23 protein-coding genes and 1 riboswitch are annotated in these 18,399 nt (G+C 70.9%); of the genes, 14 read left to right on the top strand and 9 right to left on the bottom strand.

From position 1 onward, the window contains the following. Window positions 1-23: 23 nt before the first annotated feature. Entirely contained in the window at window positions 24-386 is a 363-nt protein-coding gene (locus I8N68_RS23985; RefSeq protein ID WP_200214396.1) for a winged helix-turn-helix transcriptional regulator, read from the bottom strand. 96 nt (window positions 387-482) lie between these two features. Between I8N68_RS23985 and I8N68_RS23980 the strand changes: the two genes are divergently transcribed. After that, window positions 483-1,082, top strand: coding sequence for a malonic semialdehyde reductase (locus tag I8N68_RS23980; RefSeq protein ID WP_109805492.1), 600 nt, complete (start codon window positions 483-485; stop codon window positions 1,080-1,082). Between the two features lie 42 nt (window positions 1,083-1,124). Here I8N68_RS23980 and I8N68_RS23975 read toward each other — a convergent pair whose 3' ends face one another. Next, window positions 1,125-1,898, bottom strand: a complete 774-nt coding sequence (locus tag I8N68_RS23975) for a sulfite exporter TauE/SafE family protein (protein WP_307812950.1) — start codon at window positions 1,896-1,898, stop codon at window positions 1,125-1,127. A gap of 225 nt (window positions 1,899-2,123) precedes the next feature. On the opposite strand from I8N68_RS23975, the gene I8N68_RS23970 reads away from it, so the two are divergent. Beyond that, window positions 2,124-2,903 (top strand): endonuclease/exonuclease/phosphatase family protein, encoded by a 780-nt coding sequence (locus I8N68_RS23970; RefSeq protein WP_200214394.1) that lies wholly within the window; start codon window positions 2,124-2,126, stop codon window positions 2,901-2,903. Between the two features lie 67 nt (window positions 2,904-2,970). Here the strand turns inward: I8N68_RS23970 and I8N68_RS23965 are convergent, their stop codons facing one another. Continuing rightward, complete coding sequence (locus I8N68_RS23965; protein WP_200214391.1) at window positions 2,971-3,849, bottom strand: bifunctional 5,10-methylenetetrahydrofolate dehydrogenase/5,10-methenyltetrahydrofolate cyclohydrolase; 879 nt, start codon at window positions 3,847-3,849, stop codon at window positions 2,971-2,973. 14 nt (window positions 3,850-3,863) lie between these two features. Next, a riboswitch (ZMP/ZTP riboswitch) is annotated at window positions 3,864-3,947 on the bottom strand. Between the two features lie 141 nt (window positions 3,948-4,088). Between I8N68_RS23965 and I8N68_RS23960 the strand changes: the two genes are divergently transcribed. Both I8N68_RS23960 and I8N68_RS23955 read left to right on the top strand, forming a co-directional pair. Then, window positions 4,089-4,331, top strand: a complete 243-nt coding sequence (locus I8N68_RS23960) for a hypothetical protein (RefSeq protein ID WP_200214388.1) — start codon at window positions 4,089-4,091, stop codon at window positions 4,329-4,331. 121 nt (window positions 4,332-4,452) lie between these two features. Next, window positions 4,453-4,830, top strand: coding sequence for a nuclear transport factor 2 family protein (locus I8N68_RS23955; RefSeq protein WP_200214385.1), 378 nt, complete (start codon window positions 4,453-4,455; stop codon window positions 4,828-4,830). Here the strand turns inward: I8N68_RS23955 and I8N68_RS23950 are convergent. Both I8N68_RS23950 and I8N68_RS23945 read right to left on the bottom strand, forming a co-directional pair. Continuing rightward, entirely contained in the window at window positions 4,817-5,110 is a 294-nt protein-coding gene (locus I8N68_RS23950) for a DNA glycosylase AlkZ-like family protein (RefSeq protein ID WP_200214383.1), read from the bottom strand. The two genes, I8N68_RS23955 and I8N68_RS23950, sit on opposite strands and share 14 nt — an antisense overlap. Window positions 5,111-5,337: 227 nt before the next feature. Beyond that, window positions 5,338-6,351, bottom strand: coding sequence for a tyrosine-type recombinase/integrase (locus I8N68_RS23945; RefSeq protein ID WP_200214381.1), 1,014 nt, complete (start codon window positions 6,349-6,351; stop codon window positions 5,338-5,340). A gap of 99 nt (window positions 6,352-6,450) precedes the next feature. Between I8N68_RS23945 and I8N68_RS23940 the strand changes: the two genes are divergently transcribed. Both I8N68_RS23940 and I8N68_RS23935 read left to right on the top strand, forming a co-directional pair. Further along, a complete protein-coding gene (locus I8N68_RS23940; RefSeq protein WP_200214373.1) occupies window positions 6,451-6,993 on the top strand; it encodes an AAA family ATPase in 543 nt (180 codons plus the stop codon). 519 nt (window positions 6,994-7,512) lie between these two features. Next, window positions 7,513-8,586 carry a hypothetical protein gene (locus I8N68_RS23935; RefSeq protein ID WP_200214370.1) on the top strand — a complete coding sequence of 358 codons (1,074 nt, stop codon included), beginning with the start codon at window positions 7,513-7,515 and terminating at the stop codon, window positions 8,584-8,586. A gap of 588 nt (window positions 8,587-9,174) precedes the next feature. Here I8N68_RS23935 and I8N68_RS23930 read toward each other — a convergent pair. Both I8N68_RS23930 and I8N68_RS34005 read right to left on the bottom strand, forming a co-directional pair. Continuing rightward, window positions 9,175-9,540: a hypothetical protein gene (locus tag I8N68_RS23930; RefSeq protein WP_200214369.1), complete on the bottom strand. Its 366-nt coding sequence runs from the start codon at window positions 9,538-9,540 to the stop codon at window positions 9,175-9,177. A gap of 305 nt (window positions 9,541-9,845) precedes the next feature. Next, window positions 9,846-10,952 (bottom strand): site-specific integrase, encoded by a 1,107-nt coding sequence (locus tag I8N68_RS34005; RefSeq protein ID WP_200214368.1) that lies wholly within the window; start codon window positions 10,950-10,952, stop codon window positions 9,846-9,848. Window positions 10,953-11,185: 233 nt separating this feature from the next. Between I8N68_RS34005 and I8N68_RS23920 the strand changes: the two genes are divergently transcribed. Next, the gene (locus tag I8N68_RS23920; protein ID WP_200214360.1) at window positions 11,186-11,689 is read left to right on the top strand and encodes a hypothetical protein; all 504 of its coding nucleotides are present in this window, start codon (window positions 11,186-11,188) and stop codon (window positions 11,687-11,689) included. Between the two features lie 163 nt (window positions 11,690-11,852). After that, window positions 11,853-12,407, top strand: coding sequence for a hypothetical protein (locus I8N68_RS23915; protein ID WP_200214358.1), 555 nt, complete (start codon window positions 11,853-11,855; stop codon window positions 12,405-12,407). Between the two features lie 144 nt (window positions 12,408-12,551). Here I8N68_RS23915 and I8N68_RS23910 read toward each other — a convergent pair whose 3' ends face one another. Further along, a complete protein-coding gene (locus I8N68_RS23910) occupies window positions 12,552-13,100 on the bottom strand; it encodes a hypothetical protein (protein WP_200214356.1) in 549 nt (182 codons plus the stop codon). 197 nt (window positions 13,101-13,297) lie between these two features. Between I8N68_RS23910 and I8N68_RS33120 the strand changes: the two genes are divergently transcribed. The 3 genes from I8N68_RS33120 to I8N68_RS23895 are packed head-to-tail and all read left to right on the top strand — an operon-like array spanning window position 13,298 to window position 15,227. Continuing rightward, the gene (locus tag I8N68_RS33120; RefSeq protein WP_234040465.1) at window positions 13,298-13,933 is read left to right on the top strand and encodes an ATP-dependent DNA ligase; all 636 of its coding nucleotides are present in this window, start codon (window positions 13,298-13,300) and stop codon (window positions 13,931-13,933) included. Then, the gene (locus I8N68_RS23900) at window positions 13,930-14,790 is read left to right on the top strand and encodes an alpha/beta fold hydrolase (RefSeq protein WP_200214353.1); all 861 of its coding nucleotides are present in this window, start codon (window positions 13,930-13,932) and stop codon (window positions 14,788-14,790) included. Before I8N68_RS33120 ends, I8N68_RS23900 begins: the two co-directional genes overlap by 4 nt. Window positions 14,791-14,807: 17 nt before the next feature. Further along, entirely contained in the window at window positions 14,808-15,227 is a 420-nt protein-coding gene (locus I8N68_RS23895) for a VOC family protein (protein WP_200214352.1), read from the top strand. A 7-nt stretch (window positions 15,228-15,234) separates the two neighbouring features. On the opposite strand, the gene I8N68_RS23890 is transcribed toward I8N68_RS23895, so the two are convergent. After that, window positions 15,235-15,711 (bottom strand): winged helix-turn-helix transcriptional regulator, encoded by a 477-nt coding sequence (locus I8N68_RS23890; RefSeq protein ID WP_200214351.1) that lies wholly within the window; start codon window positions 15,709-15,711, stop codon window positions 15,235-15,237. 28 nt (window positions 15,712-15,739) lie between these two features. Between I8N68_RS23890 and I8N68_RS23885 the strand changes: the two genes are divergently transcribed. From I8N68_RS23885 to I8N68_RS23875, 3 genes are all read left to right on the top strand, one after another. Further along, the gene (locus I8N68_RS23885; RefSeq protein ID WP_200214350.1) at window positions 15,740-16,756 is read left to right on the top strand and encodes a hypothetical protein; all 1,017 of its coding nucleotides are present in this window, start codon (window positions 15,740-15,742) and stop codon (window positions 16,754-16,756) included. A gap of 16 nt (window positions 16,757-16,772) precedes the next feature. Beyond that, window positions 16,773-17,294 carry a carbonic anhydrase gene (locus I8N68_RS23880; RefSeq protein ID WP_200214348.1) on the top strand — a complete coding sequence of 174 codons (522 nt, stop codon included), beginning with the start codon at window positions 16,773-16,775 and terminating at the stop codon, window positions 17,292-17,294. A gap of 61 nt (window positions 17,295-17,355) precedes the next feature. Then, entirely contained in the window at window positions 17,356-18,339 is a 984-nt protein-coding gene (locus I8N68_RS23875) for an MBL fold metallo-hydrolase (protein WP_200214346.1), read from the top strand. Window positions 18,340-18,399 lie beyond the last annotated feature (60 nt).

The raw sequence follows: 18,399 nt of genomic DNA, 5'->3' as shown, positions 1-18,399 counted from the left end.
CGACGATGATCACACAGCGCCGGTCAGCAGCCGGGGCGGCCTGCCGGTTCGACGGGCAGGTTCTCGTGGGCCCAGCGCGCCAGGGCGTCCAGGGCGGGCACCAGCGCCGCGCCCCGCTCGGTGAGCTGGTAGCTGACCCCCAGCGGGGGCCCCTCCCGCACGGTCCGGGAGACCAGCCCCACCCGGGCCAGTTCGCCGAGGCGGTCGGAGAGCACCGATTCGCTGATCCCCGGAAGTGCGCGGGTCAGCTCGGCGAAGCCGGCCGGTCCGTTGGCCAGGGTGCCCAGCAGCACGCCGTTCCACCGCTTGCCGAGGAACGCGAAGGCGCGGGCGATCCCCCCGTCGCACGCCCGCGCTGTGCCGCCGACTTCCGGCCTGGCCCTCATACCTCGAGGATACCGGCCGCGCCGACACGACACGGCACTACTAAAAAGCTAGCTGCTACTGTTGCAGTAGGACCCCAATCAGAGCGAGGATCCCTGATGACCGACCTGATCACCCTGCACCCCGAGGCGCGGGCGCAGCTGTTCACCGACGCCCGCACCGCCAACACGTTCACCGACGAACCCGTCAGCGACGAGCAACTGCGGGCCATCTTCGAACTCGCCAAGTACCCGCCCACCGCCGCGAACACCCAGCCGCTGCGGGTGCTCTACATCCGCGACGGTGAGCCCCGCGAACGGCTGCTCACCCACATGAACGAGGGCAACCGGGCCAAGACCGCGTCCGCACCGGTCGTCGCCGTGCTGGCCGCCGACACCGACTTCCACGAGTTCATCCCGCGGGTCTTCCCGATCCGCGCGCAGATGCGCGACGCCCTCGCGGGCGACGTGCAGGCCCGCGAGCGGATGGCCCGGTTCAACGCCACCCTGCAGATCGGCTACTGGCTGCTCGCCGTGCGGGCCGCCGGGCTGGCCGCCGGACCGATGGGCGGCTTCGACGCCGACGGCCTCGACAAGGAGTTCTTCGCCGACAACGGCTGGAGGTCCGTGCTCGTGGTCAACATCGGCAAGCCCGGCCCGGACGCCTGGTTCCCCCGGCTGCCCCGGCTCGACTACGACGACGTCGTCCGACACGCCTGAGCCGACGCCCGCCGCCGGCCGGTCAGGCGACCCACCGGCCGGTCAGCTGGCCAGCCACTGGTCGTAGCCCAGCTTCCCGACCAGGGCCAGCACCACCACCAGCAGCACCACCCGCACGAAACCGGCGCCGCGCCGCAACGCCATCCGCGCGCCCAGCGCGGCGCCGGCGACGTTGCACACCGCCATCGCCGCGCCCAGCAGCCACCACACGTGCCCCGTCCACGCGAACACCACCAGCGCGCCCAGGTTCGTGCCCGCGTTGACCACCTTCGCCATCGCCGAGCCGTGCACGAAGTCCGCACCCACCAGCGCGGTGAACGCCAGCACCAGGAACGTGCCCGTCCCCGGGCCGATCAGCCCGTCGTACAGGGCGATGCCCAGCCCCGCCACCGCCACCGCCGCGACGACCCGGGCGCGGGTCCGCCGCGCCGGCTGCGCCACCACCCCCAGCCGGGGGCGCGCCAGCACGAACACCGCCACCGACACCAGCACCGCCAGCACCACCGGGCGGTACGCACCCGCCGGCACCCAACCCGCCAGCGCCGCGCCCACCCCGGCGGTCAGCACCGCCAGGCCGGCCGACGGCCCCGCCACCGCCCAGTCCAGCTTCGTGCGCCGCGCGTACGTCACCGCCGCCGTCGAGGTACCGAAGATCGCCGCCAGCTTGTTCGTACCCAACGCCGTGGCCACCGGCACCCCCGGCGCGGCCAACAGCAACGCCGGCAGCAGCAACAACCCGCCCCCGCCGACCACCGCGTCCACCCAGCCCGCCATGGCGGCCGCGGTCAGCAGGGTGGTCAGCGACAAGGGATCCACGGGCGGCCATTCTTCCCACCCGCGACCAGCCGACGAGACCACCTGTGGCCAGGCTCACCACCCGGACAGGCGGCCGCCGCCGGGCCCGCCCCGCCGCCGGGCGTCAGCGACCCCGCCGCCGGCGCAACCACAACCCCACCGACGCCACCGCCACGAACACCAGCACCGAACAGACCAACGCCTTGAGCACCCGGCAACTGTGCCACGGCGACGTAGGGTGTGCAGGTGCGCCTGGCCACCTTCAACCTGCTGCACGGGCGATCCCTCACCGACGGACTCGTCGACCCCGACCGGCTCACCACCGCCGTCGCCGCCATCGACGCCGACGTCCTCGCCCTACAGGAGGTCGACCGCGACCAGTCCCGCAGCGGCAAGCTCGACCTCACCGCCATCGCCGCCCGCGCCCTGGGCGCCCCCGAACACCGCTTCGCCGCCGCCGTCGTCGGCACCCCCGGCGAACAGTTCCGCCCCCTGACCCACGACGACGACGGACACGGCGAACCCTGCTACGGCATCGGCCTGGTCAGCCGGTACCCCGTACGCTCCTGGCAGGTCACCCGGCTGCGACCCGCCCCCGTACGGTCCCCGATCTACGCCCCCGGGCCCGGCGGCGGCCTCGTCCTGCTGCGCGACGAACCCCGCGTCGTCCTCGCCGCCCTGCTGGACACCCCGCACGGCCCGCTCACCGTCGCCGCCACCCACCTGTCCTTCGTGCCCGGCTGGAACATGCTGCAACTGCGCCGGGTCGTCCGCGCCCTGCGCACCCTGCCCGCCCCGCGGATCCTCCTCGGCGACCTCAACCTCCCCGCCGGGCCCGCCGCCCTGCTGTCCCGCTGGCAACCCCTCGGCCGCCGCCCCACCTACCCCGCCGGGCAGCCCCGCGTGCAACTCGACCACGTCCTCGCCGACCGGCAGGGCCTCGACCGGCTCCCACCGGTCACCGCCGTCGACACCCCGCTGTCCGCCATCTCCGACCACCGGCCGCTCATCGTCGACCTCGGCTGACCGGCGCGCGGCGCCGGCGAGCCGGGGCGGCCCCGTCGCCGACCGGCCCACCGCCACCGCGACCGGCTCAGCCCAGCCCGGCCGCCCGCCGCGCCGCGACCACCGCGTTGCGGAACAGCATCGCCACCGTCGTCGGCCCCACCCCACCGACCCGCGGCGTGATCGCCCCCGCCACCTCGGCAACCGACTCGTCCACGTCCGGCAGCAGCCGCCGGCCCTCGTAGCGCACCCCGCCGCCGACCACCACCGCACCCGGACGCACATGCTCCGGCTGGATGATGCCCGGCACCCCCGCCGCGGCGATCAGGATCTCCGCCCGCCGCGTGTAGCGCGGCCAGTCCGCCACCCCGGTGTGCACCACCGTCACCGCCGCGTTCGCCGTCGGCCGCTTCTGCGCCAGCAGCATCGCCAACGGCCGACCCAGCGTGGCGCCCCGACCCAGGATCACCACCTCCCGGCCCGCCACCGGCACCCCGTGGAACGCCAGGAGCGCCTCGATGCCCGCCGGCGTGCACGGCAGCGGCCCCGGCAGACCCAACGCCAGCCGCCCCATGTTCACCGGGTGCAGCCCGTCGACATCCTTGTCCGGATCCAGCACCTGCAACGCCCGGTCGTAGTCCAGATGCCCCGGGATCGGATACTGCACCAGCACCCCGTGCACATCCTTGTCCGCGTTGAAATCCTCCAACACCCGATGCAGATCCGCCTGGGAGCTCGAGGCCGGCAGGTGCACGTGCGGCGAAGCGAACCCCAGTTCCGCCGCCTGCCGCTGCTTGATCCGGATGTACCCGGCGCTGGCGTCGTCGTCACCCACCAGCACCGTCGCCAACGCCGGCGTCACCCCCGCCGCGCGCAGCGCCACCACATCATCGGCGACCTCCGCCAGCACCCGCTCCGCCACCGGCCCACCCGGCAGCAACCGAGCCGTCGTACCCGAAGAAGACATGCCACACCTCGCCCCGCGGAGGCCCAGGCGGTCGACCCCCGCGACGAGCTCCCCGATGGTTACAGCCATCCCCGGTGCCGCCAGTCGCGTCAACGGTCAGCCTGCCACACCCCACCCGCCGACCGCACCCGCCACCACCCCGGCAACCCGCCCGCCGCCGCCGCAGCGTCGCCGACACCACCCCCAGATCCGCCCAGGTCAGCGCCGTGACCTCCAACAACACCCCACGGTGGCGGAACTTGCCCAGCTTGCCCGCCGGCTCGTCCCGCACCAGCAACACGTCCACCTCCGACGACGCCGGCAGCACCGCGTCGTCCGGCAACCCGACCGTCGAGCCGCTGAAGAACGCGCCCCGCACACCCGGCTCCCACCGCGCATGCTCCCGCACCCACTCCACCGCCACCGCACGCGCCCGGCCCACCCGCATCCGGCACATCGTGCCACCGCCCCCGGCCCTACGCCGTCACCCGCCGGTCAACTGAACCCGCATCCGGGCGGCCAGCGTGGTCCGAGACGCACCAGCCCCGGGCCGTACGCCGATACGCTGGACACCGGGACGGACGCCGGCGCCACCGGCCGGCACAGCACCAGGAGGACCGCGACATGCCGGACAGCGAACGCGAGGCCGAGCTGTTCGACGCCGAACGCCGCCTCCAGGCCGCCCAACGGGCCGGCGACGTCGCCACCCTCGACCAACTGCTCCACGACGACCTGATCGCCATCGGCCCCGACGGCGGCCGGCACACCAAGCAGGACGACCTCGCCGCCCACCACGACGGCACCTCCGTCATCGACGAACTGGCGCAGGAAGACCTGGAGCTGATCGTCGCCGGGTCCACCGGAGTCACCTTCCTCCTCGCCCGGGTGACGGGGACGTACGCCGGCGCCCCGTTCGCCGCCCGCCTGCGCTACACCCGCACCTGGACCTACGACGACGAGCAGGGCTGGCGGATCCTCGCCGCGCACATCAGCCCCGCCTGACGCCGACCACGCCGCCCGCCGGCACCACAGCCGCCAACCCCAGCCACCCCGCCAACGCCGCCAGCTCCGCCCGCACCGCCTGCGCCATCGCCGCCGTGAACGGCACATCCTCATGCACGGCGTCCACCTGCAGGACCGACGCCTTCCGGTCGGCCGACGCGTCCACCTTGCCGACCAACGCGCCGTGGTGCAGCACCTGCCCGCACTGCGCGTTCTCCGGGCACCGTGACCTGGTCGCGGCCGCCAACATCGCCACCCGCACCCCGGGTGGTGGACCCACCACCCCGACGGCCGTCGTGCTGCCGCAGGTGGTCACGCACCGTCGAGCCGGCCGGCACCTACCCGGTGCCGGGCGGTCCCGACGCCACCCCCGCCGCCCACCCCGGGCGGCGCGAGGATCAGTTGGCCCGCGCAGGCCCGCCCCACCAACCGGTGGGGAGTCGCTCGCCCCACGGCGAGGATCCACAACACCCACCGCAAACCCGGTGAACGTTAGTGGACACCGCACTAGCCCCGAGGCCCGACAGGCCGGCCACCCGCCAACCCGGCCAACGCGCGATTGGTCCGGTTGGACCGCACCGCCGCCCGCTGCTGACCCGCCGTCACCTCGATGTACGTCTGCGACGACGCCAACGACGCATGCCCCAGCAACCGCATGATCTCCGCCGCGCTCGCCCCGTCCTCCGCCAGCCGGGTGGCGAAGGTGTGCCGCAACGCGTGCAGCCGCGCCCCGCGCGGCACCCGGTCACCAACGCCCGCCCGCCGGTAACACGACTCCACCAGATACTGCAGACCACCCCGACGCAGCGGCTCACCGCGCCGGTCCACCAGCAGCGGCGAGTCCGGCCGCACGCTGCGCGCCCCGAACCGGCGCCGCCGGCTGTCCAGGTAGTCCGCCACCACCCGGTCCAGGTCCGCCTCGATCGGCACCACCCGGGGCCGCCCACCCTTGCCGGCCACGTCAACGCGCCGCTCACCGTCGCGACCCGACAGCGACGCCACCCGCAACGCCAGCAGCTCGGACAGGCGCAGCCCGGCGCACAGCGCGAGCGCCAGCACCGCCACGTCCCGCTCCGGCCACGGGTCGCGCTGCCGGCCGTCCTCGCGGGCCACCGCGGCGAGCAGTTCCTCCGGGGTGTTCTCGCCGCGCAGCGGCTTGGGCTGGGGGAGCGGGGCGCGGGGCCGTCCGACCGCCGGCATCGGATTTCCCGGTACGACCTCCTCGGCGACCAGGAAGGTGAAGAAGCTGTTCCAGGTGGACCAGGCCCGGTGCACCGAGGCGGCGGCGCGGGGGGCCGCGTACCGGGCGAACGCCGCCCGCATGACCCGGGGGGAGAGGGCGGTGATCATCAGCCGGTCGAGGGGGAGAGGAGGGGTCGAATCCTCACCGACCAGGGTGGCGATGCCCCGCAGGTCCCGGCGGTACGCCTCGAGGGTGTGCGGGGAGGGCTTGCGGGTGGCCCGGGCCGTCAGGAACTCCTCGATCAGCGCCTCTACCGATTCGTCCCGTTTGTCATGCATAAGGGATATTATGCATGATTTTCACGTCAGGACAACGGTGGGGAAGTGCAGTGGCATACGGTTCGCCCCGAGCAGCGGTCCACACGAGGGAGGAACCTGGTGGGTGACCAGGCGCGGCGGTACGTCCTGACCGGAGCGCCCGGGGCGGGCAAGACCACGATCCTGGAGCAGCTACGACTGCGCGGTCATCACGTCGTCGCCGAGGTCGCCACGGAGATGATCGCCCGCCGCCAGGCCGACGGCTGCGACGAGCCCTGGACGCGGGACGACTTCCTCGACCTGGTGGCGACGGAGCAGGGCCGGCGTCAGCGGGCGCAGCCACCGGCCAAGGTGCAGGTGTACGACCGGTCGCCGCTGTGCACCCTGGCCCTGGCCCGGTACCAAAAGCGGCCGGTGACGGCCGCGCTGGCCGAGGAGGTGAAGCGGGCCATCCGCGACGCGATCTACCAGCGGCAGGTCTTCCTCATCGGACCGCTGGGCTTCGTGACCCGCACGGCGACCCGCCGGATCAGCCTCGCCGAGGCACTGGTCTTCGCCCGTACGCATGAGCAGGTGTACCGCGAACACGGCTATGAACTCGTCGTCGTGCCACCCGGCCCGGTCGGCGACCGGGTGGCACTTGTCGAGTCGCACCTGCGGTGACCGCCCCATGGGAGGGGGCCCCGATCCGCTTACTTGACATAATGTACATTATCGAATGTTATTTGACGGGCACCACCAGTCGGCTCATTCGCCGACGATCTGCGGAGCGGCTGTCGTTTCTCATTCATCCTGAGCCATTCTCAACAACTTGAGCCATCTCTCGAGTCTTCTCACTGACGTGAGCCACGGTGGGCACCGCGTGGGATCCTGTCCCCTACGCTGCGTGACGAACATGGGCTACTCAGCCTTCGCTTCCGCTGATCGACGCTCATGGCTGGAGGGACAGATGTCCCCCTGCCGCCCGCCCGCAAGGGCAACATCACCGTCCGGGCCGGCAAGAACCGCAAATACCGGGAGATCACCGTCCACACCGGCCCGCACGAACACTGTCCCCCGCGCTGCCGGGCCGGCCTCGACGTCGGCCCGGCAGCGCGGGGACAGTGCCCTGGAACAACATGGTGGAGTCGTGTGGACCACCGGTGGGATCATGGACGTCGAGCCGATGTGTAGAGGACGGACATGCCCGACGAGCCGATGGACGATGGCCCTCAAGACGAGGACGAGCAGGCCAGCAGCGACGAGACGCTGCCCGACCGGACTGTCCCGTTACGCGGCGGCGCTGGCCTCTACCAGCAGGTCCAGCGCGCGCAGCTCTTTCTCAACAGCCCGGGTGTTCGGGCGGCGTTGGCGCAGGCTGACGCGGTGCAGCGTTCTGGTGCACTCGCCCGCGCCGCCGCGATCACTTCCCGCGTGACGGCAAGCGGATTCGCCCTACAGAACTTCTCGACCCTCGCCTCGGCCACTACCGAGTGGGGGAAGGCAACCAACAGCCTCCGCCAGCTGGTCAGCGCCCTCTCCGTCCCGCGACTCACCGCTTGGGCGGAGGCCGTCCGCCTTCTCCGCTATCCGCCGAACTGGCCCGACGGCATCTTCATCCGGGAAGTCAAGGAGCTTGCCGACGACGAAGGCATTCCGCTGTGCTGGGTGCCGCGGGCCGAGGTGATCGACGCGCTGCGGAAGGCCGAGCCGGGCCGCCGGCGGGCCATCCTCCTGGAGCGTCGTGCTGAGGTGCTGGACGATTGCGACCAGGCGCTGAGCGAGGTGACCGCCCCCGAGTTGAGCAAGTATGCCAGCGCTGCTCGGAAGGTTGTGGCCGCTATGCGGGACGGCCACGACGAGCCGGCGCAGGCGTTCGCGATGAACGTGGTGGATTCGACCCTGCGCGGGACGCTGTTCGCGAGCGTGCCGCAGAACCGCTTCTACAAGCCGATGGTGATGCAGATTGAGGAGTCCCGCGACTGCCTCATGCAAGACTTCCGCCAGTCGGTAACGCTGTGGCCGCTGCTGCGGGTGTTCGACACCTTCCACCCCGGCAAGGGTGACCCGGTTCCGTCCAGGGCGAACCGGCACGCCACCGCCCACACCGTGGCCGACGTCCAGTACACGCCAGTGAACGCGCTGATCGCGACGATGCTCGCGACTTCCGTCGTTCGGGAGGTGCAGGAGTCGTTGACCATGCAGGAGTCCGACGAGCTGTCTGCTGCCGCCGAACAGGCCACATCCAGCGACCAGGCAGGGACGCTGGCACCATAGGATTTATGGAGTCGGTCCCCGCGTACGCCGCCCCCGCGGGAACTTGCGGGAGGCGGCGTTCGCACTCAGCGACTGCCTCGCGGGCGACGTCCAGGCCGACAACCCGGACGCTCTAACCGAGGTACTACTGGATGACGGCCGACGACATGGCCGGTATCTCAACGACCGCGCTGGTCGCCGGCTGGTCCCGAACATCGAGCTGGCCCCGGACTCGGGCAACGAGGCGACCATGGCGCCCCGCGAGCTGGACCTGAACTGCAACTACGGCGTCGAAACCGGGTATCGGCGGCCGCCGCACGACCCACGGGGCCCGGTGGTGGTGGATCTGGGCAGCTCCATCAAGAAGAAGGAGACGGTCAGGTTGGTCTGGACCCACCTCGGCGCCGGCGACGGGCTTCCGTGCCGAATCTGTGAAAGGGCGCGTTCACCCGTGACGAGCACGGACGGGTGTGCCACAAGGTGTGCGCGGAGGAGGAAGCGACGGAGCGGCAGACCGGTGAGGGCGGCTGAGTCATACGGCGGCCGATCGGCGGAGGCAGAGCTCCCCAGGGGGCCACTACCCACGGTCGCTTGTCCGTGTCGCCTGGCTTACTGCCGCGGGTACTGCTGGGGCGGGTACTGGTGCGGTGGCTGCGGCGGGACTGCGGTCACCGTGGTCGTCGAACGGCTCTTGGACTGCGCGAACCACCAGTGGACGATCCACACCGCCCAAAGGACGCCGCAGGTGAAGATGCCACCGACCGCGTAGAGCACGTGCATCCAGCCGGGGATCCCTCCAGACGCCACGGTGGTCTGCCGGAAGCCCATCGGCGGCGGGTACCCCTGGGGCGGGTACTGACCATGTGCCGCCTGCGGCGGCGGATACTGCGGGCCGCCCTGGGGTGGCGGCGGGTACGCGCCGGGCTGCGGCGGCACAGGCGGCTGCTGGCGCTGGGTCGGGTCGTCCGGGTACATCGGGACAGCGTATGGCCACGCTGCGTTGTAGGCGGTCCCGCAAGACGTCGGGCGTCCAGAATCGAGCCGAGTGGTGGGCCCGCGGACGGCCGATCTGGCCATCGCCGTTGGTCCGGACAGGCCTCGGCGGGACGGCCCCGCAGTGGCCTGCTGAAGCTGTTGCTGCAGGTCACGCGCGCCCACTCCGATCAGCTCAGGCAGAACCTGGGCGTCGTGAACAGCACGTAGACGCGGGTGAAGCCGTACGGCCAGCGGGCGACCGCGCCAGCGGCACGGGCGTGAGTGGTCGTCTTGGTCGTCTCTCTTCAGAGGCCGACGCCGGTGAGGGCGTTGGAGGTCACTCGGTCAACGTCTTCCATGTAGCCGGCGAGAGTGGGAGATCCGTCCTTCCACCCGCCGTGGCGGCCAATCCGGATTTGGTCGTGACCGGCGCGGCGTGCCTCCGTGGCGAAGCCCCGGCGCAGAGAGTGGCCGCTGAACGTCGACGCGGCGTCGAGACCAGCTGCGAGGGCGGTCCGCTGGATGATGATGGCGACGGCCTGCCCGGTGATGCGCCCGTCGGCCGAGCCGCGTCCGTGCGGGGCGCGGCCGAGCTCGCCGTGCTTGTCGATCCGCCGGTAGAGGGCTCCGCCGGCGACTCCGCGCTGCCCGAGGGCGGCCAGCCATGCTCGGGTGGTCCGGACCGGGCAGGTCTGCTCATTGGTGCCGTACGGCACGTGAACCTTGCGGCCGGTGGCGTCCTTGTCGGTCTTTGACCGGCGGATGGTCACCTCGAGGCCGTGCTCGTTGAAGTCCAGGTCCTCGATGTCAAGAGCGGCGATCTCGGATCGGCGCGCGCCGAGGGCGAACCCGAGAACGAGGACGGACCGGTTGCGCAGGCCGGCCAGCCTGTCCAAGTCCAAGGTGTCCACCATGAGGCGAAGGTTGGAGACGAGGAGCGGCTTGGCCTTGCGTACCTTCCGGCCGTCGTCCGCGCTGTCCCGCCGATAGGTACGCAACACGGCCCGGGCCGCGTCGGTGGCAAGCCGTCCGGCGCCGGCGGAGCGGTGGGCGACCGCGACGGCCGCCAAGGCACGGTCGATGGTGCTGGGGGCCTTGCCTTCCTCGGCGAGGTGGTTGACGTACTCGGCAGCCATCGTGTGCAGCTGGCCGTACCGCTCGAGGAGGGCCGCGAACGCCGCGGCGTTGAGGGCGTCGTTGATCGGGCCCCGGTCGGTCGGGGTGAGGTCGGCGGGGATCATCTTCTCGGCGCCAGCCCAGACGAGCATCCGGCGGAGGTCGCCTCGGTACGCGCGGAGGGTGGAGTCAGCCTTGGCGCGGCGGAGCCGGTCGAGCGCGGACTCCGACAGGACGAACTGGCGGGGGTTTGCGAGGCCGTTCGGGTTGCTCCCCCGGATCTCAATCTCATTCACGAGAAGGAACGTTATCGTGAATGAAGCCGTCACGAGCTGCGCCACGCGGTGACCGCACCTAAAACCGACTCTCGGTCGTCGGACGGTGCGAGGATTCGCGCTGGCGGCACTGGCCGACCCTCCGCATACCCTGCCGGTCGCACCTGGTTGATCTTTTCCTACGCGCCCGGCGGATCAAGAACACCAGTGGCGCACGCGGACCCGGCACCACACGGGCCGACTTCAACCTGATCGTGGACTGCCGGCCCAGCCCATACCAGGTCGCCCTGCGCATCAAGAACGCGACCGACGAGGCGCGCCAGTACCGGCTGGTAAAGCAGCGCGGCGAGGAGCTGACCGGCACAGCGCTGCCTGGCAACACCTACATCACTGAGGACTGGGTGAAGCCGACCGACCGATGGGTACTCGAGATCGTGGGATATGAATACGTCCGCGTTGTCAACGAGCCAGCGCTCTGCAACGCGCCATCGCCCACGCCAACCGTCTCTAGCGCGCCTTCCTCAACGCCCACGCCGTCGACCGCCCCCACGACCACGGTGGCGCCCTCGCCCGCCCCGACGCAGACGGTGGCGCCGCCTGCCGACCCGACCGGCCCCGCTCCGACGCTGGCTCCGGTTTCCAGCGTCTCCGGTCTGGACTCTGGAAGCGGAGTGCTCGCCGGTGGGTTGGCCGGCCTGTTGGTCGGCTCGGCGTTGGGCATCGTCGCCGCCTTCCGGCTCCGCCGCAGGACGGAGTAAAGGCTCATCTGAGTGCTCGGGGGGGTCCTGCGGGATGCCCCCCGAGTCATAGCGCGACTGTCAGCACTACGCCGCATACTCGATATCGTCCCCCGTGGACCGCGACGCGCCCTCTCGCGAGTCGGATTCACCGCCGCTTTGACGACGCCTCTACCCTGCGGCCATGACCAACGATGCGCGCCCGGCCGGCGACAGTCGCGCGATCCGAAGCCAGAGCTCGACCGCTGCCAACCGCGGCGAACTCATCCACTTCTCCGGGTGGGCGGAGGTGGTCGTCGTCTTCATCGGGGTGGCCATCACGAACGGCCTGATCGGCAACCTGGCGACCGACGCGCTCAAGGCGACGTTCGGTCGGCTCCGGCGCCGCGAGGTGCCCCCCGACCCGAGGGCACCCGACCCCGACATCGTGTTCCTCGCCCGGACAGTGTTGAACGCGCGGTGCGCGCAGCTCGGCATCGAAGAGTTGGCTGGCGATGACGTCGACGCCTTCTGCATGCCGACGTCCGACGGCCTGGAGGTCCTGTTCCGCGGCCGCGGCCGCCGTCGTTGGGCCACGGCCTCCGTGCAGCTCTCGGTCGACGAGCAGCGGGCGGACGTCAGGGCTGAGGTTCGCCTGCCGGAGACACTGGTCAGCCGGAGCCGTGAGGTGGACGACGACGCGGAGGCTGTGGGGGTGCTCGGGGCCGCCGAGGGGTGGGAGCCTCTACCGCCCGAGTAGCTCGGGCCTCTGCAGGATCCGCATCGCGTACCGGATCTCGTCGAGCCGCGGCCCGCCGAGCCGTCGATACCTCGAATACGACGAGGCCCGGGCGGCCGGCGGCGGGGAGGGCCTTGCTGGCCTCTCCCCCGCCAGCCGGGCCGGTCATGATCGTCTCGGCCGGATTCGGTCCACGCGATCCTCGAGCCGATACCGCAGGCGCAGCCACCACACCGGCCGCGTCGGGTCGATCCAGCGGTACGGACCATCGTTGTCCCGGCGGATCCACTGGAGACCATTGGCGTCGGTGAAGTGGATGACGGTCTCGATGCTGGCGGCCGGGTCGAGGTCGTCTGTCCATGGCAGCGTCGGCTTCAACGGCTGGGTCGTGGTTACCGACTGGCTGGGGCCGAGGATTGGAAAGTACTCGCCGGGTGCCTCCTCGGCGCGAGAGTGGTGTCCTACCCCAACCCAAAGGTTCAGAATCGGAGCGGCGCTGTAGTTAGTGATCGTCGTCTCGGCCGCGGTCGCCGTCATGGCGGTCATGCTGATGCCCGGCTTGGCTGCCTTCGTGATCGTGACGACCGTGCGGGCCTGCCCAGCTTCGGCGTCGCGACGGTCCCGGTTGCGAGAGCGCACCTCGCGAAGAAGGCCGAAGCCGGTAATGACCAGGGCAATCCCCGCGATCCAGTTCTGTGCCTCCGCAGCGTTCACGACGGCAGGCTAGTCGTCGGGCGCCAGCGGACGGTATTCGTCATCGCGGACTTCGCCCCTGGCGGTGGTCCTGTCCCCCACGATGACCTGGGGGGGGCGAAGATGAGAGGCGTCCACAGCCGACGCGGGCGGTGAGCCCGGCCCGGCACCGGGCCGGGGCAGTGGACGGCCCGGTGCTGCGTCGGCCGGTCGCACCGATGCTCGCCGCGCCGGTCGACCAGGTACCGGAAGGCCCGAACCTGATCCACGAGCCAAAGTTCGACGGGTGGCGCGGGATCGTCTTCCGCGAGCGCGACGGCGTCTACGTCCAGTCGAGGGCCGGCCGGAACCTCACCACCTACTTCCCCGACATCACTTGCGCCCTCCGGACCGCGATGCCGGCTGGTGTGGTGCTCGACGGTGAGTTGATCGTGTGGGAGCGCGGGCGGACGAACTTCGCGCAGCTGCAGCGGCGGGTCACCGCCGGCCGCGACCTCCTCCGTCTCGCGCAGGAGTGCCCGGCCCACTACGTGGTGTTCGATCTCCTCGCGGACGCCGGCGGCGAGGTGATCCTCAACCTGCCGCTGTCCGAGCGGCTACGAGGTGACGTGCTCTACGCCCTATCGCCATGCCCTGCAGCCTCGAAACCCCACACGACCAGTCGACGAGCCATCTCAGCGCCGATCGCAACACCGGTTGCAGTACTAATACGAACAGGTGACTCCGCAGTGGCTGGCCCGACGGTGCGGGCTCCAGCGTTGATTCTTTCAGGTGATTCGCAGGCACGCGAGACGCGATTGGCTAGGGCCGGATCAGCCGTGGCCTGTGCCGCAGTACCAACGGAGGCATCGTGAGTTCAGCGATCGAGCATCGGATAGAGACAGCCAAGGGTCATCTGTGTGTCGACGAATACCGCGGTGCGGGTCCCGCGATCCTGATGACGCACGGGTATCCCGACGACTCCCGGATCTACCGGCGGCTGCTGCCGGAGCTTGCCGGGCGGCACGTGGTCACCTTCGACTTCCTCGGGTACGGCCGGTCGGGGCGCGAGGCCACATGGCCACTCGGTCCGGGCCAGCGCGAGTCCGAACTCGCCGCGGTCATCGACGGCCTCGGCCTCGACCGGCCCGTTCTGGTCGGGCACGACTCCGGCGGTCCGGTCGTCACGAACTACACGTTGAGCAATCCTGAGCGGGTCGGTCGGCTCGTGCTTCTGAACACCTACTTCGGCCAGTCGCCCACGCTCGCCTTTCCCGAGTTCATCCGCCTGCTCGCAGATCCGGCTTTCACGCCGCTGGCCGATGCGGTCGTCGCCGACCCGAAGATCCTGGGCTGGATGCTCAATTTCACCGATCGGCGGTTGAATCCCGGGCCGGCCGACCCTGACGGAGTGGGAGCGACGGCGATCCTGCCGCAGTTCTACGGCGGCGCGGGGCAGCCGGACTCGATCGCGTCCGTCCGGGCCTGGACCGCCGAACTGTTCACCGATATCGGCTTGCAGGAGGCGCGCATCGCGGCGGGCGACCTGGCCAAGCTGGATGTTCCGGTTGTCGTGGCCTTCGGCGCACATGATCCTTTCTTCAACCCCGGCGTCGCTACGCATCTCCAGTCCCTGTTCGAACGGGCGGAGCGGCACACGTTCCAGGATGCGGCGCACTGGCCGCAATGGGATCAGCCGGCCGACGTCGCCGCCGTACTCACCAGCGTCTGACACTGGAAAGGTTCGAGATGCCCACTCGTATCAGCCCGTACCTGAGCTTCAACGGCGATGCCCGCGAGGCGATGACGTTCTATCAGTCGGTCTTCGGGGGTGATTTGGAGATCGCGACGTTCGCGGACATGCGGTCGGCGGAGGATGCCTCACAGAACGACCTGGTCGCCCACTCGATGCTCAAGGGGGCGACCGGAACAGTGCTGTTCGCCGCGGACACGACCACGCCTCCGGAGGGCGCTGCCGCAGGCGCCTTCTCGGTCGCCTTGGGCGGGGACGACGAGGCAGAGGTCACCGGCTACTGGGAGCGGCTCTCCGCAGGCGGCACCGTGACGACGCCGTTCGCCAGGTCGCCATGGGGTGCGCTCTTCGGCCGATGCGTCGACAAGTACGGCATTGCCTGGCTGGTGAACATGATGCCGGCCGGACCCGCCTGACCGTGACTCAGGCGGGGCAGTCGCCGAGTTCGTGGGCGAGGGAGAACTCCCCTGACCGGATGGGCCTGCCGCACGCCTGGCAGAGCACCTCGGCGACGAACACCTGGCCGCAGACGTCGTGGATGAAATCGACCGGCGGCACGTCGTCCTCGCGGTAGGTGTCGCCCCATCGTTTGAGCACGAGGATGACCTGCCCGAGGTCCTTGCCCTTCTGGGTGAGCTCGTACCCCGCGGTCGCGCCGTCCTGCGCCGATCGGGGACGCAGGATCCCGGATTCGGTGAGCTGGCGTAGCCGCGAGGAAAGGATGTCTCTCGGCGCCCCGACGGCTCTGAGGATCTCGGTGTACCGCGAGGCACCAAACGCCAGCGCTCGCACGATGTGCAGCGACCACCGGTCGTCGACCGCGTCGAGGGCGACGGACAGCGCATCCCGAGGCGGTTTGATTTTCAAACCAGACGCGGTAGCCTTCTTTTGGTTGGACATTCAAACCACTCTAGTCGAGGAAGTACTCATGTCGTCACCCGATCCAAGCCCTACCAGGCCCCGAACCACCGAGCACGCGGCCTGGCTGGCCCTGGTCATCACCGGATTGATCATTGGCAGCGCGTTCATCGCTGTCTACGTCGGGCTCCAGCGGGATCCCACTCCACGACACTTGCCCATCGCGGTGGTCGGATCCCAGCTCGCGACCGCGGCTCAGTCCGGCCTGGGAGATTCCGTCGAGGTAACCGAGGTCGCGAGCCTCCAGGACGGCGCCGCCATGGCGCGTGACGGGGACGCCATCGGCGTTCTCGGCGCCACCTCGCCGACGACACTACGTTTCGAGTACGCCGGGGCCAGCGGCTTCAGTGAGAGCGGCGCCGCCCGGCAGCTCGTCTCCGGCCTGGCCGCCCACGCCGGACTCACCGTGCAGGAAACCGACATCGTGCCCCTGGCGGACTACGACAGCCGTGGCCTGTCGGCCTTCTACGTCGTCTTCGGCGTCACCCTCTCCTCGTTCGTACTCGCGCAGGGCCTCACCGGTGCCGTCGCGAAGGTGCGCCTTCGTCACCGGTTGTACGCTATGGCCGGGTTTGCGGTCGCGATCGGTCTCGGTGCGGCCGTCATCGCCGGTCCCATCTACGGCTCGCTGACGGCCCCGCTCCCGCTGCTGGCACTCTCACTTACTCTCCTGTCGGCCGCCAGTGCCTTCAGCACCAAAGCCTTGGGTGCGTGGCTCGGACCGGCCGGCATCGGCCTGGCCGTCCTGGTCCTCACCACCGTCGGCAACGCGACCAGCGGGGCGACCATCGGATACGACCTGCTTCCCCGGTGGGCGCAGGCGGTCTCCGCGATCCTCCCGCCCGGCGCGGCCGTGCGAGCAGTGAACGAATACGGCTACTTCGACGGCTCCCACGCCGCATGGTCCCTGGTCGTTCTCGCCATCTGGTTCCTCGCCGGGCTCGGCCTGGTGCTGCTCCGGCAGCGACTGACCGACCGGCGGCCCGCCACGGGCACCTCGATCCGAAGCTCGTCCGGCCCGAACTGACAACCCAGGAGGCATGATGACCGTCATCGAGGACTTGACCCGGCGCAACGCCGACTTCGCCGCCCATCGGTTTATTCCCGGGCTGCGAATCAATCCCTCGCGCCGCACGATGATCATCGGGTGCGTCGACCCGAGGGTGGATCCCGGCGTCGTCCTGGGGATGGAGCTCGGGGAGGCGGCGATCATACGCAACGTCGGCGGCCGGGTCACACCCGCGGTCTTCAAGACCATGGCGATGCTCGGCCGGGTCGGCAAGGCTAACGGCGGCGGCCCGGGCAGCGACTGGAACCTCGTCGTACTGCACCACACCGACTGCGGCATGACCGACCTCGCGGCCTTTCCCGACCTGCTCGCCGAGTACTTCGAGATCCCCGCCGACCTGCTGCCGGACAAAGAGGTCAGCGATCCGCACGCCTCGGTCAAGGTCGATACGGCCCTGCTCGCGGCCCCGGGATCGCCGGCACACGGGTGGCAGGTCTCCGGCCTCGTCTACGACGTCGAAACCGGGCTCGTCAAGGTCGTCGCCACCGATGTGTGACAGCGGCGACGACCATGGGCCCGTCGCCGCAGCGGGTCCACGGCCGGCCGACGGGCCGGCCGTGGACCCGATCCCGCTCGCACCGGTCGACGAGGTCAGCATCACCACGCTGGTCGACAACGTCTACGACGCGTTGCTCGAGAGCGACGACCGGGCCGTCCGCGCTCCATTCAAGGCCGGCGTCGCGAGCGCGCCCCAGTTCGAGACGGGGTCGACGACCGTCGGGCTACGTGCCGAACACGGCTTCGCCGCGCTCGTCACCGTCCGGCGATCGAACAGCACGACGACGTTGCTGTTCGACACGGGCTTGTCGCCCGACGCGATGGTCGTCAACGCCGAACGCCTCGGCGTCGACCTCACTCGGATCCAGGCCGTCGTCCTCAGCCACGGCCACTTCGACCACGCCGGCGGCCTCGCGGGCCTGGCCGCCAGACGCGGCACCCGGGCACTGCCGATGGTGCTCCACCCACGGGTCTGGGCCCGCCGGCAGCTCGCCCTGCCCGGCGCCCCCGCCCAGGAGCTGCCCACGCTGAGCAAGCGCTCCCTGGCCGGCGAAGGATTCGAGGTGATCGAACGGCGCGAGCCGTCGCTGCTCGTCGACGGCAGCGTCCTGATCACCGGCGAGGTCGACCGCACCACCGACTTCGAGCACGGCATGCCGCCCGCCCACCAGGCGTGGAACGGCTCCGCCTGGGAGCCCGACCCGCTGGTCGTCGATGACCAGGCGCTCGTGGTCAACCTGCGGGCCCGGGGCCTGGTCGTCCTCACCGGGTGCGGCCACGCCGGGGCCGTCAACATCGTCCGCCACGCCCAGCGCCTTACCGGCACGCCGCGTCTGCACGCCCTCGTCGGTGGGCTCCACCTCGGCGGCAGGGCCTTCGAGCCGATCATCGGGCGTACGGTCGAGGCGCTCCGCGAGGCGGGCCCTCGTCTTCTCGTCCCTGGGCACTGCACCGGCTGGCGGGCCCAGCTGGCGCTGGCCGCGGCACTGCCCAACGCGTGGGTCCCGAGCAGCAGCGGCTCGACCTACCGGCTCACCGCATGAGCGCGCACGTCGGCGAGTCAAGGCCGCGATGGCGGCCGGCGCCGCTCGGCGCCGGCCGGC

The organism is Micromonospora coerulea (genome assembly GCF_016598485.1).
GTDB classification, from domain to species: Bacteria; Actinomycetota; Actinomycetes; order Mycobacteriales; family Micromonosporaceae; genus Micromonospora; species Micromonospora coerulea.
This window is presented reverse-complemented; position numbering and strand designations above follow the sequence as displayed.